The 21073-nt window shown below is 67.6% G+C and carries 19 protein-coding genes; 4 read left to right on the forward strand and 15 right to left on the reverse strand.

Going from position 1 to position 21073, the window contains the following annotated elements; genetic code table 11:
- The 3 genes from NM1_RS01260 to bluB form a co-directional block, all read left to right on the forward strand.
- Positions 1–539, forward strand: a 539-nt coding sequence (locus NM1_RS01260; RefSeq protein ID WP_174556821.1) for a fatty acid desaturase family protein, incomplete at its 5' end; no start/stop codon positions are given.
- Between the two features lie 97 nt (positions 540–636).
- Complete coding sequence (locus tag NM1_RS01265; protein WP_068012860.1) at positions 637–1887, forward strand: fatty acid desaturase family protein; 1251 nt, start codon at positions 637–639, stop codon at positions 1885–1887.
- Between the two features lie 143 nt (positions 1888–2030).
- Positions 2031–2651, forward strand: coding sequence for a 5,6-dimethylbenzimidazole synthase (gene bluB / locus NM1_RS01270; protein ID WP_068012998.1), 621 nt, complete (start codon positions 2031–2033; stop codon positions 2649–2651).
- A 114-nt stretch (positions 2652–2765) separates the two neighbouring features.
- Here the strand turns inward: bluB and NM1_RS01275 are convergent, their stop codons facing one another.
- The 11 genes from NM1_RS01275 to NM1_RS01320 form a co-directional block, all read right to left on the reverse strand.
- Positions 2766–4058 carry an acetyl-CoA C-acyltransferase gene (locus NM1_RS01275; protein ID WP_068012862.1) on the reverse strand — a complete coding sequence of 431 codons (1293 nt, stop codon included), beginning with the start codon at positions 4056–4058 and terminating at the stop codon, positions 2766–2768.
- 98 nt (positions 4059–4156) lie between these two features.
- A complete protein-coding gene (locus tag NM1_RS01280; protein WP_068012864.1) occupies positions 4157–4579 on the reverse strand; it encodes a lasso peptide biosynthesis B2 protein in 423 nt (140 codons plus the stop codon).
- The gene (locus NM1_RS01285; RefSeq protein ID WP_068012866.1) at positions 4576–4839 is read right to left on the reverse strand and encodes a lasso peptide biosynthesis PqqD family chaperone; all 264 of its coding nucleotides are present in this window, start codon (positions 4837–4839) and stop codon (positions 4576–4578) included. Before NM1_RS01285 ends, NM1_RS01280 begins: the two co-directional genes overlap by 4 nt.
- The gene (locus NM1_RS01290) at positions 4836–6662 is read right to left on the reverse strand and encodes an asparagine synthase-related protein (RefSeq protein WP_307719292.1); all 1827 of its coding nucleotides are present in this window, start codon (positions 6660–6662) and stop codon (positions 4836–4838) included. Before NM1_RS01290 ends, NM1_RS01285 begins: the two co-directional genes overlap by 4 nt.
- Positions 6663–6812: 150 nt before the next feature.
- Positions 6813–6929 carry a lasso RiPP family leader peptide-containing protein gene (locus NM1_RS41815; protein WP_114699479.1) on the reverse strand — a complete coding sequence of 39 codons (117 nt, stop codon included), beginning with the start codon at positions 6927–6929 and terminating at the stop codon, positions 6813–6815.
- A 369-nt stretch (positions 6930–7298) separates the two neighbouring features.
- Positions 7299–7907 carry a ribosome hibernation-promoting factor, HPF/YfiA family gene (hpf, locus tag NM1_RS01295; protein ID WP_373864009.1) on the reverse strand — a complete coding sequence of 203 codons (609 nt, stop codon included), beginning with the start codon at positions 7905–7907 and terminating at the stop codon, positions 7299–7301.
- Between the two features lie 352 nt (positions 7908–8259).
- Positions 8260–8904 (reverse strand): ComF family protein, encoded by a 645-nt coding sequence (locus NM1_RS01300; protein WP_068012870.1) that lies wholly within the window; start codon positions 8902–8904, stop codon positions 8260–8262.
- Between the two features lie 58 nt (positions 8905–8962).
- Positions 8963–10729, reverse strand: a complete 1767-nt coding sequence (lpqB, locus tag NM1_RS01305) for an MtrAB system accessory lipoprotein LpqB (RefSeq protein WP_068013002.1) — start codon at positions 10727–10729, stop codon at positions 8963–8965.
- 80 nt (positions 10730–10809) lie between these two features.
- Positions 10810–12855 (reverse strand): MtrAB system histidine kinase MtrB, encoded by a 2046-nt coding sequence (gene mtrB, locus NM1_RS01310; protein ID WP_246010931.1) that lies wholly within the window; start codon positions 12853–12855, stop codon positions 10810–10812.
- A 49-nt stretch (positions 12856–12904) separates the two neighbouring features.
- Entirely contained in the window at positions 12905–13582 is a 678-nt protein-coding gene (gene mtrA / locus NM1_RS01315) for an MtrAB system response regulator MtrA (protein WP_036566684.1), read from the reverse strand.
- 78 nt (positions 13583–13660) lie between these two features.
- Entirely contained in the window at positions 13661–14308 is a 648-nt protein-coding gene (locus NM1_RS01320; RefSeq protein WP_068012872.1) for a dTMP kinase, read from the reverse strand.
- 87 nt (positions 14309–14395) lie between these two features.
- Here NM1_RS01320 and NM1_RS01325 point away from each other — a divergent pair, with 87 nt between their 5' ends.
- Positions 14396–15502 carry a glycerophosphodiester phosphodiesterase family protein gene (locus NM1_RS01325; protein WP_068012874.1) on the forward strand — a complete coding sequence of 369 codons (1107 nt, stop codon included), beginning with the start codon at positions 14396–14398 and terminating at the stop codon, positions 15500–15502.
- Between the two features lie 242 nt (positions 15503–15744).
- Here the strand turns inward: NM1_RS01325 and ahcY are convergent, their stop codons facing one another.
- From ahcY to NM1_RS01345, 4 genes are all read right to left on the reverse strand, one after another.
- A complete protein-coding gene (gene ahcY, locus NM1_RS01330; RefSeq protein WP_068012877.1) occupies positions 15745–17220 on the reverse strand; it encodes an adenosylhomocysteinase in 1476 nt (491 codons plus the stop codon).
- Between the two features lie 121 nt (positions 17221–17341).
- Positions 17342–18448 carry an alkane 1-monooxygenase gene (locus NM1_RS01335; protein WP_246011051.1) on the reverse strand — a complete coding sequence of 369 codons (1107 nt, stop codon included), beginning with the start codon at positions 18446–18448 and terminating at the stop codon, positions 17342–17344.
- Between the two features lie 368 nt (positions 18449–18816).
- Complete coding sequence (locus NM1_RS01340; protein ID WP_068012881.1) at positions 18817–19512, reverse strand: response regulator; 696 nt, start codon at positions 19510–19512, stop codon at positions 18817–18819.
- Positions 19509–21035, reverse strand: a complete 1527-nt coding sequence (locus NM1_RS01345) for a sensor histidine kinase (protein ID WP_068012883.1) — start codon at positions 21033–21035, stop codon at positions 19509–19511. The genes NM1_RS01340 and NM1_RS01345 overlap by 4 nt, the downstream gene beginning before the upstream one ends.
- Between the last annotated feature and the right edge of the window lie 38 nt (positions 21036–21073).

The raw sequence follows: 21073 nt of genomic DNA on the forward strand, positions 1-21073 counted from the left end.
CGATGGCGTTCATGAGCGGCAATCTCTGCTACCAGATCGAGCACCACCTGTTCCCGGACATCCCCAGCAGCCGCTATCCGGAGATCGCGGTCTCGGTGCGGCAGCTGTGCGACAAGTACGACCTGCCCTACACCACCGGGTCGCTGGGCAAGCAGTACCTGCTCGCATTCCGGACCATTCACAAGCTGGCGCTGCCGGACCGGTTCCTGCGCCGCACCGCCGACGACGCCCCGGAGACCTCCTCCGAGCGCAAGTTCGCCGGACTCACCCTGCCGACGCTGCCGAGCGGGTCCATGTCGAGTTCTCTGCCCCATTGGCCGGGCGTGGATCCGCTGACCGGTCGGCGCCGCGGACTGCGGTCGGCGCTGGCGGAGGCGAAGGTGGCGTTGAAGGAGAAGGCGCGGCAGGAGAAGGAGGCCCTGCAGGAGGCCAAACAGGCCCTGCAGGACAAGGCCCGCCAGGAACAGCAGGTGCTGCGGCAGCGTGCGCTGCGCGAACGCGCCGTCCGGCGGGTACGACGGCGTCGACGTGCGGTTTAACCACACCTTGGTCACGATCACAATGCGGCGTACGCCACAGTTGTGAATCGATCCGGAGACAACCTACGGAGCCGTAACTTACGGTAGTGTAACCGGCATGGCGATCTCGGATGTCAAGGAATACGCACACCTCACCCCGGAGGATGTGCAGGCGATCGGCGCGGAGCTGGACGCGATCCGGCGCGACATCGAGGCCTCCCGGGGCGAACACGACGCCAAGTACATCCGCAATGTGATCCGGCTGCAGCGTGCCCTGGAGATCTCCGGCCGCGTGGTGCTGTTCGCCAGCTTCCTGCCCCCGGCCTGGCTGGCGGGTACGGCGCTGCTGAGCACCGCCAAGATCATCGAGAACATGGAAATCGGCCACAACGTCATGCACGGGCAGTGGGACTGGATGAACGATCCGGAAATCCACTCCTCGTCGTGGGAGTGGGACAACGTCGGCCCGGCCGCGCACTGGAAGATCACGCACAACTTCCTGCACCACAAGTACACCAACGTGCTGGGCATGGACGACGACATCGGCTACGGCCTGCTGCGCGTCACCCGCGACCAGCGCTGGTCGCCGTTCTACTACGGCCAGCCGGTGTACAACCTGCTGCTGCAGATGTTCTTCGAATACGGCGTCGCCATCCAGCACCTGGAGCTGGGCAAGGTGGCCAAGAAGAAGTGGCCCGCCGACAGCCCGGAGCGCAAGCAGTTCGAGCAGGACCGGCGCCTGGTGCTGAAGAAGGTCGGCAGGCAGGTCGCCAAGGACTACCTGATCTTCCCGCTGCTGACCGGTCCGGCGTTCTTCTCCACGCTCACCGCCAACCTCACCGCCAATATCGTGCGCAACGTGTGGACCAATGCGGTGATCTTCTGCGGCCACTTCCCCGACGGCGCCGAGAAGTTCACCAAGAAGGACGTCGACACGGAGACCCACGACGAGTGGTACCTGCGTCAGATGCTCGGCAGCGCCAACATTTCCGGCGGCCCGCTCATGCACTTCATGACCGGTAACCTCTCGCATCAGATCGAGCACCACCTGTTCCCGGATCTGCCGAGCAACCGGCTCGCCTCGATCGCGGTGCGGGTGCGCGAGATGTGCGACAAGTACGACCTGCCCTACACCACCGGCTCGCTGCCGGTGCAGTACGCCAAGTCGTGGCGCACCATCATCAAGCTGTCGCTGCCCAACAAGTACCTGCGCCGCACCACCGACGACGCCCCGGAGACGAGGTCGGAACGCGCCTTCGGCGGCACCACCACGATCGACCCGTCGACCGGCCGCCGCCGCGGCCTGCGCACGGCCCTGAAGGAGGGCCGCCGCCGCGTCGCCGCGGCCCGCCGCGCCGCCGTCGGCTGAGCCGAACACTCCCGCACCCCTACCGCCCCCTCCGGTAGGGGGTGCACTCATTTCCGACCGGCCCCGCGAGAAAGGCTGGTGCGGGGCGGGGTGTGAGCGGGCCGGGGTGGGCGGCCTGGTTGACTGGGGCCGTGTCAGGTCAGATCGGTATCTACGACGTGATTCGGCGGCGGCGGGATGTGCGCGCCGAGTTCACCGGGGAACTCGTGGACGATGCGACGCTGCTGCGGATTCTGGATGCCGCGCATCGGGCGCCGAGTGTGGGCAATTCGCAGCCGTGGGATTTCGTGGTCGTGCGCGAGCGGGGGACGCTGACGCGGTTCGCCGACCATGTCGCCCGCAAGCGCATCGAGTTCCGCGACGCGTTGCCGCCGGAGCGGGCGCGCACCTTCGAACCCATCAAGATCGAGGGCATTGCCGAGAGCGGCACCGGGATCGTGGTGACCCACGACGACGATCGCGGCGGTCCGCAGGTGCTGGGCCGGGCCACCGTCCCCGAAACCGGGCTCTACTCCACGATTCTCGCCATCCAGAACCTGTGGCTGGCCGCTACCGCCGAGGGCGTCGGCGTCGGCTGGGTCAGCTTCTACGACGCTCCGTTCCTCACCGAGCTGATCGGCCTGCCACCCGGCATCCGCCCGATCGCCTGGCTGTGTGTCGGTCCGGTCCACGAATTCCAAGAGATCCCCGACCTCGAGCGCTTCGGCTGGCGCACCCGCCGTCCCCTGGACCAGGCGATCCACTGGGAACACTTCCACCCCTGAGCCGGCCCTACACCCGGTAGCGCACCAGCATTCACGCACGCCGTACGCACTCCCGCACCCCTTGCAGGTGTCCGGAAAGTGTGCGGGAACGTGCAAGGGGTGCGTGAAGAGGGCTCAGACTCGCTCGAGGACCGCGGAGGCGCCGATGCCGCCCGCGGCGCAGATGCCCAGCAGGGCGGCGCTCTTACCGGAGAGGGCGAGCTCGTTGGCCATCGTGGTGACCATGCGGGCGCCGGTGGCTCCGAAGGGGTGGCCGAGGGAGACCGAACCGCCGTGCACGTTCAGGATGGCCGGATCGATCTCGCCGACCGCGGTGTCGCGGTCGAGGCGGGTCTTGGCCCATTCGTCGCTGCCGAGCGCGGCCAGCACCGACAGCGTCTGGGCGGCGAAGGCCTCGTGGATATCGACGAAATCGACGTCGGCCAGCGCCATTCCGGCCTTGTCGAGGGCGCGCGGCATGGAGATGGCCGGGCCGATCAGCACCTGGTCGCGCGGGTCCACGCTGACGTAGCTCCAGGACCGGAACGCCGCCAGCGGCTCCAGCCCCAGCGACCGCGCCTTCTCCTCGCTCATCAGCAGCACCGCCGCGGCCCCGTCGGTGAGCGGGCTGGCATTACCCGCCGTCACGGTGCCGTTCTTCGCGAAGACCGGCGGCAGCGTGGCCAGCTTCTCGACGCTGGAATTCGCGCGCACCAGCCCGTCGCGGGTGACCGACTTCCCCTCCGGGGTAACGACTTCCAGCACCTCACGGTCGAAGCGCCCGGACTCGATCGCCGCCGCGGCCCGATGATGCGAGCGGGCGGCGAACTCGTCCTGCGCGGCGCGGGTGACGCCGTGGATACCGGCCATCTTCTCCGCCGACTCCCCCATCACCTCGCCGGTGGTGCGCTCCTCGATCTTGGGACGCCGCGGCACGATATCGGTGAACGGCGCCAGCTGTGCGACGGCCGACAGGTAGTCCTTCGGCTTCGGCTTGCCCAGCGCCAGCGGCGCTGCCGCGTGCACCACCTTCTGCGGCAACTTGACCTCGGCATTGCTGGTGGAATCGCTGCCGCCGGCGATCATGATGTCGTACTCGCCGCGCTCGATGGCCGCCGCGGCCGAGGTGACGGCCTGCAACCCCGAGGCGCAGGCGCGGGTCACGGTGTGGCCCTCGCACCCCGGGTCCAGCTGCAGATCGAGCGCGATCTCCCGCGCGATGTTCGGCGCCGCGCTGGGCAGGATCACCCCGCCCCACACGATCGCCTGCACCTGGTCCTTCGGCAGCCCGGCCCGCTCCAGCAACCCCGCCACCGCGGCATCGGCCAGGTCGATGGAGTCCATCCGGGTGTAGTCGGTGAACGCGCGCACGAACGGCGTCCGCACTCCGGAGACGATGACGGCGCGACGAGCACCCTTGGTTGCCATGAAGAACCCTTTCGAAGAACCACCTGGCACCAAACTTACTCTGAGGTAAGAAGAAAATCGAGACACGGTGTCACAGACAAGTCCCTCGGGGCGGCGGCTCAGTCCGGCGGCACCGACATCAGCGCGGAGTAGTAGCCACCGGTGAAGGACTCACCCACCGGCCTGCCTTCGGCCTCGACCCACGAATGCGCGGCGACCGGCGGCAACCTGCGGACACCGACGCGCCAGGTCGGCCATTGCCCCCGGGATCGGCAGAGCAGCGTGATCGCGATCGATCGCAGCAGGCAGGAGCGGGGCCCGACGCATGCGTAACTGACCGCGGTGACCTGCTCATACGCCAGGCTCGTGTCGCCGAAGCTCGCGGGTGCGGCAGCGGTCCGCAGCAGCGTCAGCACCGATCGAAGTCGTGCGGGCTTCAGCTTGGCCAGTATCCGGGCCACCGCGACCAGCAGATGGATCTTGGCCCGCTCCCGCACCGGCACCAGGGCGGGATCGTGAAACATCGAATGCTGTGTGGTCACGCCGGCCCCCTGAGCAGCTCGGCGGCACGCAGCTGGCCGAGGAGCGACCGCAGGTCGTCGAGCGCCTCCTGCTCTCCGACGTCGTACTTCGCGGCGACGGCGGCAGCCGCCGCCGTCTGGCTGCCCGATCGGGCGAACTCCTGCAGAGCCAGGACCGCCGTGCCGTTGAGGCCCCAGTAGACGCCGCTCTTCTCATCGAGCAGCATGACGCCGTAATCCGTCTCGGCCAGCGAAACGGTATCCAGGAACAACGAATTCATGACGGCACACTTTCGCGACTGAGTCCGGGGCGAGTCGCCCATCGTTTCTCGGTCTGCAACCAAGCCTCCACGGCTATGGTCAGATCGAGCGATGTGCGATGCCTTTCTATCAACAAGGGCTGTTCACACATTTGTCGAAAAACCGCGGGGTCGATTATTCCGAGTTCGGCGAGCCGAGAGTTGTCCATCATCGCGAGGATGTCGTCACGGTGTTGCCGCAGACCCCGCGCCACGGCCGCGCTGGTATTGGCCTTCGTGCCCCGATGCAGTGTCGATTCCGGCACGATCCCCGTCATGGCCTCGGCCAGGAGCGGTTTGTAACGCCGGGTATCGACCCGATCCACCGCGCGCACGGAAAGGGCGGCGTCGATCACCGCATCGTCCAGGTACGGTGCCGCGATCGGAACGCCGATTCTCCGGGCGAACTGCTGGCACAGCCGCGCACCCCGGGCGGCGCCGTACAACTGCTCCAATGCCTGATGCAAGCCGCGATCCCGGGATACCGGAGCGGCATTGCGCGAGCAATCGATCACGGCCTCGCGGGCCATCTCCGAGGCGTCGCCGGTGAGCCACGGCGGAGATATGATTCCCAGCCCCCAGGTAATGGCCGGATCGGGGGTGCGCGGAGGGACCGACGAGATGGCATTCGCCACCTTTTTCAGATGACGTTCGTACGATTGATTGTCGGCCATTTGTAGGCCGACCCGCCACAGCGGATACCGGTGTTTGGCGGCCCAGCGACGCGCCGTACCGATCGTCGACAACGGATGTGTCCGGACGGTCGAATGCAGCCACCCCCAGCTCACACGCAGAATTTCGTCACCGCCGATGCCGCTGAGCCGGACCTGTGCGCCCGACTCGACATTGCGGTGGCACACCGCCTCCAGTTTCGATTTGTTGACCTGGACGATGCACGGCTCGTCGAACCGGTCGCTGATGTCCAGGATGCCGTCGTATGTCATCGGCATGTCGTCCGGGTCGACGATGATGTGGGCGACGGTACCCAGCGCGTCGACGGTCTCCCGCGCCCATCGGACGTCGTCGTCGAGATCGTCGGGGCTGGCCGCGGTGACGGCCACCACCCGCGCGCTACTCCTGGCGGCGAGGCAGCACAGCGCCGTCGAATCGACGCCACCGAGGTCGCACACCACCGTGTCTTTGTCACCGACCCGCAGGTCGACGGCATCGACCAGCCGTGATCGCAGTAATTCCGCACCCTGCGCCAGCGAGAGTTCGGCGGGCGGCGGGTTCCACCATCGGTGGTGCTCCACACGGCCGTGCCGATCGAACTCGACCTCGTACCCGGGCCACACCACCTCGATGCCGGACCAGACCGAACGAAACGACAGCGGCCAAGGCACGACATACAGCAGGAGGAGGGCTAGCTGCCGCTGGTCGACTTCCTTGCCCGCCAACGTGGCGATGACGTCGGCACGGTCGCTCGCGACGGTGACGCCGTCCACGACGGAGTGGAAGACCCTGCGCACACCGGAGGCCGTACCGCGTACCCGCACACATCCCCGCCGTGCACCGATCAGGTGGAAACTGCCGGTGGGTGACTCGATCCGCCGCGAGCCGCGGTGAAAAAGTCCGGTGCCGACGCCGGCGAGCCGGTTCGGCTGTAATGCATGCTCGCCGATCGCGGCGAATACACCCTCACCTGTCCGGGTCACAGTTATTTCGGAATCGGTCCAATTACCCAGAATCCACGGACGCCCGCTCGGGTGCGATACTTCTCTGACGTCAGAGTATTCCGCACGCACTCTGGCAGCGACATTGCCGGCCCCCTCGCTGTCGGCAAGAGCGACGAACCACGACGACACACTCGATGGAATATTCAATTCTCCCCCGCCGTCATTTCATTGAGAAACAAAACGAACAAACAATCCGCGGCTCCGCTACCCTGCCGGGCCGGAGCCACCGATTGCCGGCCGTCACATCAGTGCGGCCGAATATATAGACGCAACCCTATATCAGTGCGGCCAGGGTTGATCCACGAAGGGGAATTCGGGCAGGAAGCTCGAGAATCCCTCGGTGACGTCCTCGAAACTGCCGATTCTGAGCAGCGTCGGTCGTTCGTATACGAACATGATATGACTCCTTATGGGCGTGCGCACAGCACGAATCAAGCCATGAAGCTTACAGCCCGGCTAATCGATGAAAACCTCAGACGTCAGAATCTTTCAGACACAAGAATCTTCGGACGCATGAAATTTCAGACGCGCAACAAATGCGCATACAGTGAACTCCCCTCCCCTCGGTCACAAGCCGAGCAGGACCCATATTAGCGCACCGCTACGCATGAAATCAAAGATTTCTCGGCGAGAATCGAGCGCATGGCCGACCACATAGGTGAGCACATGGCTGAGGGCCGAACGGCACATGACCGCCGGCCCTGAGCGTGGAGCTCCGCGTACGCGGCCGGTTCGACCCGGGTGCGCGGAGGACGGGCAGCCTACCTACGTGAGCCTGATCAGGCCGTAGTCGAAGGCGTGGCGACGGTAGACCACCGACGGACGGTCGGTCTCACGGTCTTGGAAAAGGAAGAAGTCGTGACCGACGAGCTCCATCTGGTACAGGGCGTCGTCGACCGACATCGGTGTGGCGGAATGGACCTTGGTCCGGACGATATGGCCCGGGCCCGCGTACTCGCCGGACTCCGGTTCGTCGGAACGGTGGTCGTGGGCGGTGGACCCGTTGGCGCCGGTGGCCAGCGCCTCGTCCATCAGTGTGGCCGTGGCCTCCGCCACGGACAGGGGAGTCTTCTCCCCGTAGTGCACCCGTCGCCGGTCCTTGCTGCGGCGCAACCGGCTCTCCAGCTTCTCCACGGCCGACTCGAGGGCGGCGTAGAAGCTGTCGGCGCACGCCTCGGCGCGCGCGACCGGGCCCTTGCCGCGGGCCGTGATCTCCACGCGCTGACAACTCTTGCGCTGGCGACGATTGCGTTCGTGGAACAGCTCGACATCGAACAGGTGGATCGACGGGTCGAAGCGTTCGAGTCGCGAGAGCTTGCCCGCGACGTGGATGCGGAAATGATCGGGGACCTCGACGTTGCGGCCCTTCACCACGACGTCCGCACGAGGCGTCCTGGGCCGGTCCGCTGCAGGCTGCTCGGCGCCGTTGCGCTCGGAGTCGAACGCAGTGCCGTAACGGGCCGAGGAATCTGCTTTCACTGAAGGTCGTGAAGTCGTCACGCGTACCTCCCGGATCTGGCCGCACAACCGTGTCATGTGCGGCGGGATTCAACCGTGCCGAGCTGGAACCGGATGGCCGGATGGCCAGGACTCGAGACCGGGGAACTCGGCACGAAGTCGTCCGAGGCGCCACCTCCAAACTCTGGGTTCGGGTGTCAGATCGCTCTGTCAGCAACGCTATTACGCCAGCGATCCGTCCGCCAGTGTTCACGCAAATTTCAAGGATTCAAGCGGCGCATGTCACCAGTACCGCACGCGCCGTCACCCCGGCTCGGGTGAGCACCCGCACCGACTCACCTGCGGTGGCGCCCGTGGTGAGCACGTCGTCCACCAGCACTACCTCAGCATTCGGATCCGTGAGCGTGCCGGGCAGCGAACCACCCCGCGTCATGATCCGCCCACGTAGATTGTGCCGACGCTCGCTCGGCCCGAGCCCGACCGAGTCCCGCACCCCGCGCCGCATGGCCAATACCGGCGTGACCTGGCAATCCGGCAGCCAACTCGCGGCGACCCGGGCCGCCCGGACCACCGGATCACCGCCGCGGCGCCGCGCGGCCGCACGCCGGCTCGGCGCCGGGACCAGCAGCAGCGGCCGATCGCGGTCCCGCAGCTCATCCAGGCCCCTGGCCAATGCCAGCCCCAGCGGTGCGGCCAGATCCCGGCGGCCGCGATCCTTGGCCGCGACCACCGCGCGCCGCCCCGCGCCCCCATAGGGACCCAGCGCCCAGCACGGCACCCCGGGATCCGTGCGTGGCCGCACCCGGACCGGCGGGCGCGCCAGGCTCGCCGCGCACCCGGCGCACCATCCGGTCCCGAGCGTCCCGCAGCCGCCGCATGCCTGCGGCAGGATCAGATCCAGCAGTGACCGCACGGGTCGAGTGTGCGGCAGGGCACCGACAGGTAGGTCCGGCCGGCTACTCCGGCATGCCTCAGCCGGGTAGCACCGGCGTCGCGTTGGCACCCAGCCCCTGCACCTCACGCCAGAAGCGATCGGTGCCCGGCTCGGCGGACTGCAACTGCATGACCGCGCGCGAATCGGTGATGTACTGGGTGTCGAGCGAAGCGCTCACCACGCGCACCGGCGGGGTCAGGTTCTGGCTGGTCACCGGATTCGGCTGGGAGCCATCGATCAGCACCGTCTGGACCGGGTCGACGCTGCCCTCGCGGGCCAGCATGATGGTGTCGCCGCTGAGCCAGTCCAGCGAGACCGCCGAGGTGCTCAGGCCCATCGCGATGGGCAGCGGCGAGGTCAGCGCGAACTTCCCGTCCGGCTGCGGCACCACCACGACCACATAGGCCTTACCGCCGGCGATGATCGCCGCACGGGCGCCGGTGCGGGACATGCGCAGTTCGGTGATGGGGGTGCGCAGCATCGGCTCGGAGGCCGAGGCCGGAGTCGAGAACAGTGCCGAGGTGTCCACGTCCTGGACCGACACGTTTCCGGTGTTGCGGTCGTGCACGGCCCGGACCACCCGCTCGCCGTCGATCACCGACCATGCGGAGGTGCCGTCGGCGGTCCACGACGGCCGGGTGAAGGTGTTGCCCTCCGCGACCGCCAGCGCGGTGCCGTCGTAGCTGCCGATCACCAGGGTGCGCGACGGCTCGGGAGCGGGCCTGCCGCTGTCGGCGACCGCCGCGACCAGTTGCCCGTCGGGCGTCAGGGCCACCGACTGCAGATTCCGCGCCGCCCCGAAATACCCTGGCGCCGCGACGATTCCGTTGTCGGTGACCTTCATCAGCGCACCGTCGCGCACCGCGTGCAGCCCGATCTTGTTGTGCGCGTTGGCCGTCGGGCTCATCGCATTGACATCCGCGACCGACCATCCGGTACCGGCGTACCGCTCGTCGAGTGGTTTGCCGTCACCCAGCAGGACGTAGGGGCCGAGGATCTCCGCATGGGACAGCGTCAGCACCACCTGCGACGCCAGCAGTTCCCGGCTGCGCTGGTCCAGAGCCGACGCACCGGCGAAATCTATTCGCACACCGCCCAGTCCGACGCCGACGCCGTCGGTATCGCCGTTCGCCTTCGTCACACCGCCACGCAGGGACACCGAACCCGACAGCACGTTGCGCACCGCGGGCGCCAGCGCCGGTTGCGGCCCCTCGGTGAGCAGCGACAGCAGCCGCTGGGTGAGCTGATCCTTGCCCACCGAGACCCAGCGCAGATCCGGGACCATCGAGGAACCGGCGGCGTTGGAGAAGTACAGCGGGTAGCGGCGGTAGGTCTTGTCGAATGCGGTGGATTCCATGACCACGCCGGAGGGCAGCTCGTCGATGCGCCACTCGTTGCCGACCTTGGTCATCTCGATCTTGTCCTCGAGCGTGGTGTCGACCGCACGATAGGAGCCGTCGGCCTCCAGCTCACCGATCTTGTGGGCGCGGATCCGGTAGGTCGCCGATTCGCCCGATCGCGATTCGCGCAGCGTGTCCGGCTTTTCGACGATCACGGTGCTGGCGGCGTCGTCCCAGTTCACCGCGGCCGCCGGGGTCAGGTACTGGCGGGCGGTCTGGTGCCGGTTGGACGGATCCGCGGTCGCCTGCAGGAAATCGCGGAGCAGCAGGTCCGGGTCGCGGCCGCCGATCGGTGGCGGCGGACCGGCCGAGGTGGGCTCGCGATCGATGGTGCCCAGGGCCTGCGGGGGTGAGGAATCCGGCAGATTCGCGCACCCGGCGAAGGTGATCACCGCCAGCAGCATGCCGAGCACGGCACGCACCACGATCCAGCGGCGGCCGGGCGGCCGCAGTGCCGGGCGGCGCTGCGTTGCGGACCGCGCGCTCATGGTTTCGGCCCTCCCGTGTCGTCGATTGCGGAGTCGTCGGACGAGCCCGCGCCGTTCCCGGAGGCGGCAGGAGGCGCGGGCGGAGTCGAGTCCCGGTCTCCTCCAGCCGAATCCGGGCCCACCGCCGATCCGGTGCCCGCGGCGGAGCCGTTCGTGTCGTCGAATCTCGCGGAGTCGGCTCCCGCTGCCCCGTGCTCCCCGGACGTCGCATCCTCCGCGGGCCACGCCGGCTCCGCACCGTCCGGTGTCCCGGCGCCACTCGGCGACCGGCCGCCGTCCGAAGACCCGCCGCCACTTGACGACTCGGCACCCGGAATCCCAGGGCCGCTGGAAGCCTCGGGGGCACTCGGCGATTCGGCCTCACCCGCGGTAGACGATGCACCCTCCGTCGCACTTGTCTCCGGATCGCCCTGCAGCGCAGCCGATTCCGCGGTGAGCAGCTTACGTTTGGGCGGCTCCAGCGTGAGCGGGCTGTTGCCCAGCTTGCGACCGCGCACCAGCGGCAGCGTGAGCCGGAAGCTGGCGCCCAGCCCGGGTTCGCCCCAGGCCTCCAGACGGCCGTCGTGCAGGTTGGCGTCCTCGACGCTGATCGACAGCCCGAGCCCGGTGCCGCCGGAGCGGCGCATCCGCGAGGGATCCGAGCGCCAGAACCGGTTGAACACCAGCTTCTCCTCGCCCGGCCGCAGGCCCACGCCCTGGTCGCGCACCACGATGCCCACCGCATTGGCCTCGGTGTCGCCGCGCATCCGGATCAGCACCGGCTTGCCCTCGCTGTGGTCGATGGCGTTGGCGAGCAGATTGCGCAGCACGCGCTCCACGCGGCGCGGATCCACCTCCGCCACCAGCGGATCCTCGGGCAGGTCCACCACGAGTTCCACGCTCGACTCCTTGGCCAGATGCCGCACGGTGGAGATAGCCGCCCGCGCGCACATCCGCACATCCAGCGATTCCACCTGCAGTTCGGCGACGCCCGCGTCGTGGCGGCTGATCTCGAGCAGGTCGTTGAGCAGGCCCTCGAACCGGTCCAGCTCGGTGACCAGCAACTCCGCGCTGCGTGCCAGCGCCGGATCCAGTTCGTCGCTGGAGCCGTGGATCAGGTCGGCCGCCATCCGCACCGTGGTCAGCGGGGTGCGTAGCTCGTGGCTGACGTCGGAGGTGAACCGTCTCTGTAGATTTCCGAACTCCTCCAGCTGGGTGATCTGATTGGACAGGCTCTCGGCCATCTCGTTGAACGACATGGCCAGCCGGGCCATGTCGTCCTCGCCTCTGACGAGCATCCGCTCCTTGAGCCGCCCGTCGGCGAAGCGGCTGGCGATCCGCGCGGCGGACCGGATCGGCAGCACCACCTGCCGGGTGACCAGCGCGGTGATCGCGGCCAGCAGCACCAGCAGGACACCGCCGCCGATGAACATGGTGCCGGCCATCAGCCCGCGACTGCGTTCCTCGTTGGACAGCGGGAAGATCAGATAGATCTCGAGGGTGGCCACCTCGTTGCTCGGACTGCCGATGATCAGTGCCGAACCGCGGTACCCCTCGGGATCCGACACGGTCGTGAACTGATAGCTCACCTGGTTCTGCTGCACGAAGCGGCGCAGCTCGGCGGGCACATCCTGGATCGGGCCCGCGGTCAGCTCCTGCTGGCCGTCCCCGACCATCGCCAGCGCGGCCTTGTAACTGCCCGCGGCGCCGGCCGACTGCGAGGTGGAGCCCGAGGACAGCGCGCCGAGCGCGTCCTGCAGGCGAATCGCCTGGGTGCTCGAATCGTGCACGCCGGTCATCTGGTTCTCGACCGTATTGCGCGCGCGGGTCATCTCCTCGACGGCCGCGTTGATCTTGGCGTCCAGCAGGCGGTCGGTGATCTGACTGGTCAGGACCACACCGAGAATCGTGATGACGATCAGCGACAGCGTCAGCGTCGACACCACGACGCGCAACTGCAGCGACCGTCGCCACATGTGGCCCAGCGCTTCACCTACGGACTTGGACCATGCCACCACAGCTGCCAGCAACCGCTCCAGGCGGTCTCTGGAGCCATCGATCACGACTTCGCCTCGTCGGCGCTCGCCTCCGCCGTGCTCGCGAGCGCAGCCGTCACGGAGGCCCGGCCTTGTAACCCACGCCGCGGACGGTCAGCACGATCTCAGGGTTCTCCGGATCCTTCTCGACCTTGGCGCGCAGCCGCTGCACGTGCACGTTGACCAGGCGGGTATCGGCCGCATGCCGGTAGCCCCAGACCTGCTCCAGCAGCACCTCGCGGGTGAACACCTGGCGCGGCTTGCGCGCCAGCGCCACCAGCAGATCGAACTCCAGCGGGGTCAGCGAGATCTGCTGACCGGCGCGGGTCACCTTGTGCGCCGGCACGTCGATGACGATGTCCGCGATGGACAGCAGCTCGGCCGGCTCCTCCTCGGTGCGGCGCAGGCGGGCCCGCACCCGGGCGACGAGTTCCTTCGGCTTGAACGGCTTGACGATGTAATCGTCGGCGCCCGATTCCAAGCCCAGCACGACATCGACCGTGTCGGTCTTGGCCGTCAGCATCACGATCGGCACGCCGGAATCGGCCCGCAACACGCGGCACACGTCGATGCCGTTCATGCCGGGCAGCATCAGATCCAGCAACACCAGATCCGGGCGGAGTTCCCGGACCGCGGTGAGCGCCTGCGTGCCGTCGCCGACCACGTGAGGATCGAAACCCTCACCGCGCAAGACGATCGTGAGCATCTCCGCGAGCGCCATATCGTCGTCGACGACCAGAATCTTCGGCTTCATAACTACTATGTTGTCATCTCTCCGGCTCGGAACGGGCAACCACGCCAACACTGGTACATTACCGACGCACATCCAACCCTATCGGGCAACCTTTTCCGAGAGGCGCGCGGTGAGTGTTGCCGGATCGTCATGTGGCGCATGGATCCACCAGGGCCCATGCCAGTGCGATTCGGCCAACACACGATAGACCGCCGCCGTGCGTTCCTGCAGCCCTTTGTCGCTTTCGTAGGCGTCCAGGGCACGGGCACTGTCGAGTTCGCCGCGGCGGCGGGCACGTTCGGCGGCCAGTTCGATGGGCACGTCCAGTAGCACCTGCACGTCGGGTACCGGTAATTCGAACCTCCCGAATTCCAATTCCGCGACCCACGAAGCCATTTCGCCGTCCGCGGACTGGTCGGTCCGGGCGGCGTTGTAGGCGGCATTCGAGGCGACATAGCGATCGAGCAGCACAATGTCGTTGTCGGCCAACAACTTCAGCAGGTCGTCGCGCGCGGCGGCGCGGTCGAGCGCGAACAGCAGGGCCATGGCGTTCACCGACGCGGCCAGGTCGCCGTGCCGCCCGCGCAACGCCTCGGCCGCGAGATCGGCGTGGACCGACCGACCGTAGCGCGGGAAGGCCACCGTCGCGGCCCGCAGGCCGCGTGCCCGCAGACCCGCGACCACGGCGTCGATCAGCGTACGCTTGCCCGCACCGTCGAGCCCCTCCACCGCCACCAACGCACCCATGCGCAACAGGTTAGACGGTCGCGGGCGGCGCGCCCCGGTCACCTGCGCGTCAACCTTTGTTGCCTTTCGATGGCTAGGGTGACCCGAATGCGGCCTCCCCGAACCAGCTCCCATCGCGCCCGGTGGGCGATCTCCGCCCTCGGCTGCGCCCTCGCCGTGACCGCGCTGACCGCCTGTGGCGGCGACGCGACAGACGGCGGCACGACCCCGAGCCCGTCACCCTCGACCGGTCCGGCGGCGGATCGCACGGTGGACCTGCAATCGCATCGCGGCGGGCGCGGCCTGTGGACCGAGGAATCCCTCGCCGCCTATGCGCATTCCCTCGAACTCGGCGTCAGCACGCTGGAACTGGATATCGGGGTGACCGCCGATCGGGTGCCGGTGATCTGGCACGACGCCACGATTCAGGCCGACAAGTGCGCCGACACGGCACCGGCGTTTCCGGACGACCCGAAATTCCCCTATGTGGGAAAGACGATCCGCGAACTGCGCTACGACCAGGTCCGGACGCTGGATTGTTCGAAGAAGCTCGCGAATTTTCCCGAGCAGCAGCCCGTCCCGGGTAATAGGATCGCGCGGCTACCCGAACTCTTCGAACTGGTGAAGAGCTATCCGGGTGCGTTCGACTCGATCCGCTACAACATCGAAACCAAAATCGAGGCCGAGCATCCCGAACAGACGGCCCCGCCGCAGGAATTCGTGGACGTCGTTCTCGACGAGGCGGACCGCGCGGGCGCCACCGGCAAGGTGGAGATCCAGAGCTTCGACTGGTCCAGCCTGCCGCTGGTGAAGCGGCGCAACCCGGCCGTTCCGACCGTCGCCCTCTACGACGAGACCACCTTCGAGGCGGGCAGCCGATGGCTGGGCCCGGTCCGGTACGAGGACCACGCCGGGGATCCGCTCGGCGCGATCGTGGCGCTGGGTGCGAACATCTCCTCCCCGCACTACGTCCCCGGCGAGAACAGCCCCACCAAGGTCTCCGACGCGGGTTTCGCGTTCACCGCCGACGCCGACTACGTCCGCAAGGCGCACGAGAAGGGGCTGAAGGTGGTCCCGTGGACGGTCAACGACGAGGCCACGATCGAAGCGCAATTGGATACCGGGGTGGACGGGGTGATCACGGACTATCCAGATCGGGGACGGAAGGCGTTGGAGGCCAAGGGGTTTCCGGTGCCGCCTGCGTTTCGGAAGTAGGGAAGATCCCGTTGTCGCGGCCCCAGGGGGCCGCGACAACGGGAAATGAGGGTAGCCACGCACAACGGGAACAAACAGTGCGCTCCGCCCGACCGTCATGTGCACACCCGCACCAACAGGACCGTCCATTGCATTCCCCGCATGGCAGCCACTTGCATTCCCCGCATGGCAGCCACTTGCATTCCCCGCCTCACGGCCCCCTAGGGCCGTGAGGCGGGGATCTTATGCCTCAGCCTGCGCAATCAGTAGCGGTAGTGCTCGGGCTTGAACGGCCCCTCGACGTCTACGCCGATGTATTCGGCCTGGTCCTTGGTGAGCTTGGTCAGGGTGCCGCCCAAGGCCTCGACGTGGATGCGGGCGACCTTCTCGTCCAGGTGCTTGGGGAGGCGGTAGACCTCGTTGTCGTACTCGTCGGGCTTGGTCCACAGCTCGATCTGCGCGATCACCTGGTTGGAGAAGCTGTTGGACATCACGAACGACGGATGGCCGGTGGCGTTGCCGAGGTTCAGCAGCCGGCCCTCGCTCAGCACGATGATCGACTTGCCCGACTCCTTGAACGTCCACAGGTCGACCTGCGGCTTGATGTTCAGCCGCTCGGCGCCGGAACGCTCCAGCGCGGCCATATCGATCTCGTTGTCGAAGTGGCCGATATTGCCCAGGATGGCCTGGTCCTTCATCGCCTTCATGTGCTCGAGGGTGATGATGTCCTTGTTGCCGGTCGAGGTGACGACGATATCGGCCTGCCCGATGGCCTGCTCGACGGTGACGACGTCGAATCCGTCCATCAGCGCCTGCAGCGCGTTGATCGGATCGATCTCGGTGACCTGCACGCGGGCGCCCTGACCGGACAGCGACTCCGCACAACCCTTGCCGACGTCGCCGTACCCGCAGATCAGCACCTTCTTGCCGCCGATCAGCACGTCGGTGCCGCGGTTGATGCCGTCGATCAGCGAATGCCGGGTGCCGTACTTGTTGTCGAACTTCGACTTGGTGACCGAGTCGTTGACGTTGATCGCGGGGAACGACAGCTCGCCCGCCGCCGCGAACTGGTACAGCCGCAGCACGCCCGTGGTCGTCTCCTCGGTGACTCCGCGCACCGACTCGGCGATCGTGGACCACTTGGTCTTGTCGGTCTCGTACCGCTCCCGCAACAGGTTCAGGAACACCTTGAACTCGGCGGGATGCTCCTCGTCCTCCGGCGGCACCACGCCCGCCTTCTCGTACTGCGCACCGCGCAGCACCAGCATGGTGGCGTCACCACCGTCGTCGAGGATCATGTTCGCGGGCTCGTCCGGCCAGGTCAGCATCTGCTCCGCCGCCCACCAGTACTCCTCGAGGCTCTCGCCCTTCCACGCGAACACCGGCGTGCCCTTGGGCTCGTCGGCCGTGCCGTGCGGGCCGACCACCACCGCCGCCGCGGCATGGTCCTGGGTGGAGAAGATGTTGCAGGAGGCCCACCGCACCTGCGCACCGAGGTCGACCAGCGTCTCGATCAACACCGCCGTCTGCACCGTCATGTGCAGCGATCCCGAAATCCGGGCCCCCTTCAGCGGCTGCACCTCCGCGTACTCGCGTCGCAACGCCATCAGCCCCGGCATCTCGTGCTCGGCCAGCCGAATTTCCTTGCGGCCGAACTCGGCCAAAGACAGGTCCGCCACCTTGTAATCGATCCCGTTGCGGTGGTCGGCAGTCATCTTGCTGCTCACTGCGGTCGTCATCTGCCTCTCCTGGTCGGCGTACTACCCAGGAAAGGCTAGCCGGTTTGATGCGTACGCGATACGCAAGGGGAGTGTGCGCGGTCGGCGAGCATCGCGGGGCGCGGCGTCCGTGCCGTGCCCGTCAGGCCGTCGCCGCCCCGTGATCCGCGAGGATTCGGGTCCGTTTGCGCGGCGCGATATTCGCGCGGGTGACGTCGCCCTCGTAGTGGGCCAGCACCTTCGGGTCCATCACCCGGCGCCACAGCGGCGGGATCGCCGCCAGCAGGATCATCGAGGCGTACCCGGCCGGAAGTTGCGGCGCCTCTTGCGAACTGCGCAGCGTCTGATATCGCCGCCCCGGATTGGCGTGGTGGTCGCTGTGCCGCTGCAGGTGGAACAGGAAGATGTTGGTCACCAGGCGGTCGGAGTTCCAGCTGTCGGCGGGTGAGCAGCGCGCCCACATGCCGTTCGGCCGCTTGCGCCGCAGCAGGCCGTAGTGCTCGACGTAGTTCACCGTCTCCAGCAGCCCCGCGGCGATGACCGCCTGCAGCAGCAGGTAGGGCAGCAGCTTCGGGCCGAAGGCGATCAGCAGCGCACCGTAGAGCACCACCGTCATCGACCACGCCTGCAGAATGTTGTTGCGCACGCTCCACCAGCGTAAACCCCTGCGCCGCAGGCGGTCCCGCTCCAGTTTGATCCCCGATCGGTATCCGCCGATCACGCTGCGGGGCAGGAACTCCCACAGCGATTCCCCCAGCCGGCCGCTGGCCGGATCCTCCGGCGTCGCCACCCGCGCGTGGTGGCCCTTGTTGTGCTCGACGTAGAAGTGGCCGTAACCCGACTGCGCCAGTGCGACTTTCGCCAGCCACCGCTCCAGGTTCTCGACCCGGTGGCCGAGTTCGTGCGCGGCGTTGATCCCGATTCCGCTGACGAAGCCCAGGGTGACCGCCAGCCCCAGCTTGTCGATGACGGCCAACTGGTCATCGGCCCACAGGTAGCCCGCGATACCCAGGCCGATCAGCTGGATCGGTAGGAACAGATAGGTACACCATCGGTAGTACCGGTCGTTGGAGAGAAGCTCGTAATCCTCGTCCCGTGGATTGCTGCCGTCCTCACCCACCACCCAATCCAGGACCGGGATGACGATCAGCACGATGATCGGCCCGATCCACCAGAACACCGGAGATCCGGTGTGCAACACGAGTTGTGAGGGCAGGACGGCACAACCCGGAGCTATCAGCCCCAGCACCCACAGGTGACGCTTGGGGTCTGGTGAACCCGAGCGTTTGCCGACCGTTTGCACGTTTGCCCCGCTAAAAAGAACCCTGGAACTGTTGCCAGTAGATATGTACAGACATTACGCCCGTTACACCTCACCACATCCGGGAAGAGTGTGCGTCGTTACATACTCCGCGGTACTTTCTTAAGTCGTCACACAGGTGACGCCGGTCACCGCATACCACAGGCAAACGCTGGACGTACGACCACCCCCACCGTGACGTCGCGCGTCGTCGGCTGTCTGCGACACGGCGACACCCTGCCAGTTGACCACGAGCATCCACAATAGGGCGCCCGAGGAATTGTTATATAACACAACACGATTCGGAAACGAACGGATCAGCGACGCCACTGGTAACGAACCTGGGGCCGTCCGGCGCGACCGTAGTCCGTGCGGCGATCCACGACTCCGTCCTCGGCCAGGCGCTCCAGATAGCGCCACGCGGTCACCCGCGAAACTCCTACCGTCCGGCCGGTTTCTGTGGCCGACAACCCCTCGGCCGCGGCGCGGACCGCCCGCGACACCTCCTCGAGGGTCAGCGGTGCAATACCTTTCGGCGCGGCGGCCTTCGGATCGGCGGTGCGCAGCGCACTGAAGGCGCGGTCGATGTCGTGCTGGGTGACGGTGACCTCGCCGGTCGGCAGCGCCGCGCGGAACTCCAGATAGCGGTCCATCTTCTCCCGGAATGCCGCGTAGGTGAACGGTTTCAACAGGTAGAGGGCCACGCCGTGAGCGACGGCGGCCCGGACCATCTCGAGATCGCGAGCCGAGGTGATGGCGATGACATCGGGCCGCGGGCGCAACCGCGCCAGTGCCGCCGTCACCTCCAAGCCGCTGATATCCGGCAGCCCGATATCCAGCAGCACCAGCTCGATCGGCTCGCCCGCCTCGGCGGCCCGAGCGGCCGCCCGCAGCGCGTCGCGGCCGGTATGGACGACCGCCACCGCCGTGAATTCCGGCAGGCGGTCCAGATAGGACCGGTGCGCCTCGGCGATCCGCTCCTCGTCCTCCACGATCAGCACCCGGATCGTCATTGCGGAATCCTCACCACCACGGCCGATTCCGGGGACCGTTCCGCGCGCAGCGTGCCGCCGTGGCGCGCCACCAGGCGGCGCACCAGCGCCAGGCCGAGGCCCTGGTGATCGGTCTTGGTCGAATAACCGCGTTCCATGGCGCGGACGAACACCTCCTCCGACATCCCCGGGCCGCTGTCGGCGACCCGGAGGTACAGTGCCGAATCCTCCCGGCGCACGGTCACCTCCACCCAGGCGTCGGGCGTCTGGGCGACCGCGTCGAGGGCGTTGTCGATCAGATTGCCCACCAGCGTGACCATTTCGTGCGCGGTCAGCGGCGACGGCGACTGGAGCGCGGTGTCCTCGGCGACGGTCAGTTCCACGCCGCGCTCGATCGCCTGGTCCACCTTGCCCAGCAGCAGCGCCACCAGCGCGGGCTCCCGCACCGCGCCGGTCAGGCGGTCGATGAGCGCCTGGGACAGCTGCAGTTCCGCGGTCGCGAAGTCGACGGCCTCCCGGTAGCGGCCCAGCTCCACCATGGTGATCACGGTGTGCAGCCGGTTGGCCGACTCGTGTGCCTGCGCACGCAGCGAATCGGCCAGTCCGCGTACGGAATTCAATTCGCCCATCATGTCGCGCAGTTCGGTGTGGTCGCGCACGGTGAGCACCGTACCCAGGGTCCGCCCCGACCATTCGACGACGTCCTGATTCACCACCAGCACCCGTTCCGCGGTCACGTGCATCTCGTCGCGCACCACCTTTCTGTCCAAGCGGCGCAACGAGATCGGCAGATCCGTGCGGCGCACCGGGCCGTCGGGCAGCTCCAGCAGGCGCCGGGCCTCGTCGTTGACCACGGCCGCCGTCTCGGCGTCGCGGTCGAACACCACCAGGCCCTCGTGGATGGAATGCAGCACGGCGTCGTGGTGCTCGTAGAGGGTACGCAGCTCGGCCGGGGCGAGGCCGTGCGTCTGGCGCAGCAGCCGTCGCCGCAACAGCAGCGAGCCGAGCACCGCGAGCAGCAGGCCGGAACCCGCGGCGCCCAGGATCAGCGGCAGCTGCCGCCGGACCTGGTCGCCGATCTTGGCGCGGGTGACGCCCGCCGAGACCAGGGCGACGATGTGGCCGTCCTCGTAGACCGGGGTGACGGCACGGATCGAGGGACCCAGTGTGCCGGTGTAGGTCTCGGTGAAGGTCTCCCCGGCGAGCGCTCGATCGATGTTGCCGCTGAACGGCTTTCCGATCCGGTCGGGCTCGGTATGGGTATAGCGGGTGCGGTCGGGGGCCATGACGACGATGAAATCCACGCCGGTCCGGAGGCGGACGCGCTCGGTCACCGGCTGCAGCAGCGCCGTCGGGTCCCCGGTGTGCACCGCGGCCGCGGTCGAGGGCGCCTCGGCCACCGCGACCGCGATGCCGGTGACCCGCCGCGCGGTGGCGTCGTCCTGGTCCCGGCGCAGCTCCCAGACGGTCAGCACCACCCCCACGGCGACCACGGCCACCAGGACGATGAGCTGCACGACGAATACCTGCCCCGCCAGCGTCATCCCCCGGCCGCGGCCGATGCGTCGTTCCACCCGCAACG

It is taken from the genome of Nocardia mexicana NBRC 108244 (assembly GCF_001613165.1).
In the GTDB taxonomy this organism is placed as follows: Bacteria; Actinomycetota; Actinomycetes; order Mycobacteriales; family Mycobacteriaceae; genus Nocardia; species Nocardia mexicana.

Coding starts and splice junctions, on each gene's coding strand:
- NM1_RS41815 (WP_114699479.1), bottom strand. CDS start 6,929: ATGTTCGTATACGAACGACCGACGCTGCTCAGAATCGGCAGTTTCGAG.
- NM1_RS01285 (WP_068012866.1), bottom strand. CDS start 4,839: ATGAATTCGTTGTTCCTGGATACCGTTTCGCTGGCCGAGACGGATTAC.
- NM1_RS01325 (WP_068012874.1), top strand. CDS start 14,396: ATGCGGCCTCCCCGAACCAGCTCCCATCGCGCCCGGTGGGCGATCTCC.
- mtrA (WP_036566684.1), bottom strand. CDS start 13,582: ATGAAGCCGAAGATTCTGGTCGTCGACGACGATATGGCGCTCGCGGAG.
- ahcY (WP_068012877.1), bottom strand. CDS start 17,220: ATGACGACCGCAGTGAGCAGCAAGATGACTGCCGACCACCGCAACGGG.
- NM1_RS01340 (WP_068012881.1), bottom strand. CDS start 19,512: ATGACGATCCGGGTGCTGATCGTGGAGGACGAGGAGCGGATCGCCGAG.
- lpqB (WP_068013002.1), bottom strand. CDS start 10,729: ATGCTGCTGGCGGTGATCACCTTCGCCGGGTGCGCGAATCTGCCGGAT.
- NM1_RS01265 (WP_068012860.1), top strand. CDS start 637: ATGGCGATCTCGGATGTCAAGGAATACGCACACCTCACCCCGGAGGAT.
- NM1_RS01275 (WP_068012862.1), bottom strand. CDS start 4,058: ATGGCAACCAAGGGTGCTCGTCGCGCCGTCATCGTCTCCGGAGTGCGG.
- NM1_RS01345 (WP_068012883.1), bottom strand. CDS start 21,035: ATGACGCTGGCGGGGCAGGTATTCGTCGTGCAGCTCATCGTCCTGGTG.
- NM1_RS01320 (WP_068012872.1), bottom strand. CDS start 14,308: ATGGGTGCGTTGGTGGCGGTGGAGGGGCTCGACGGTGCGGGCAAGCGT.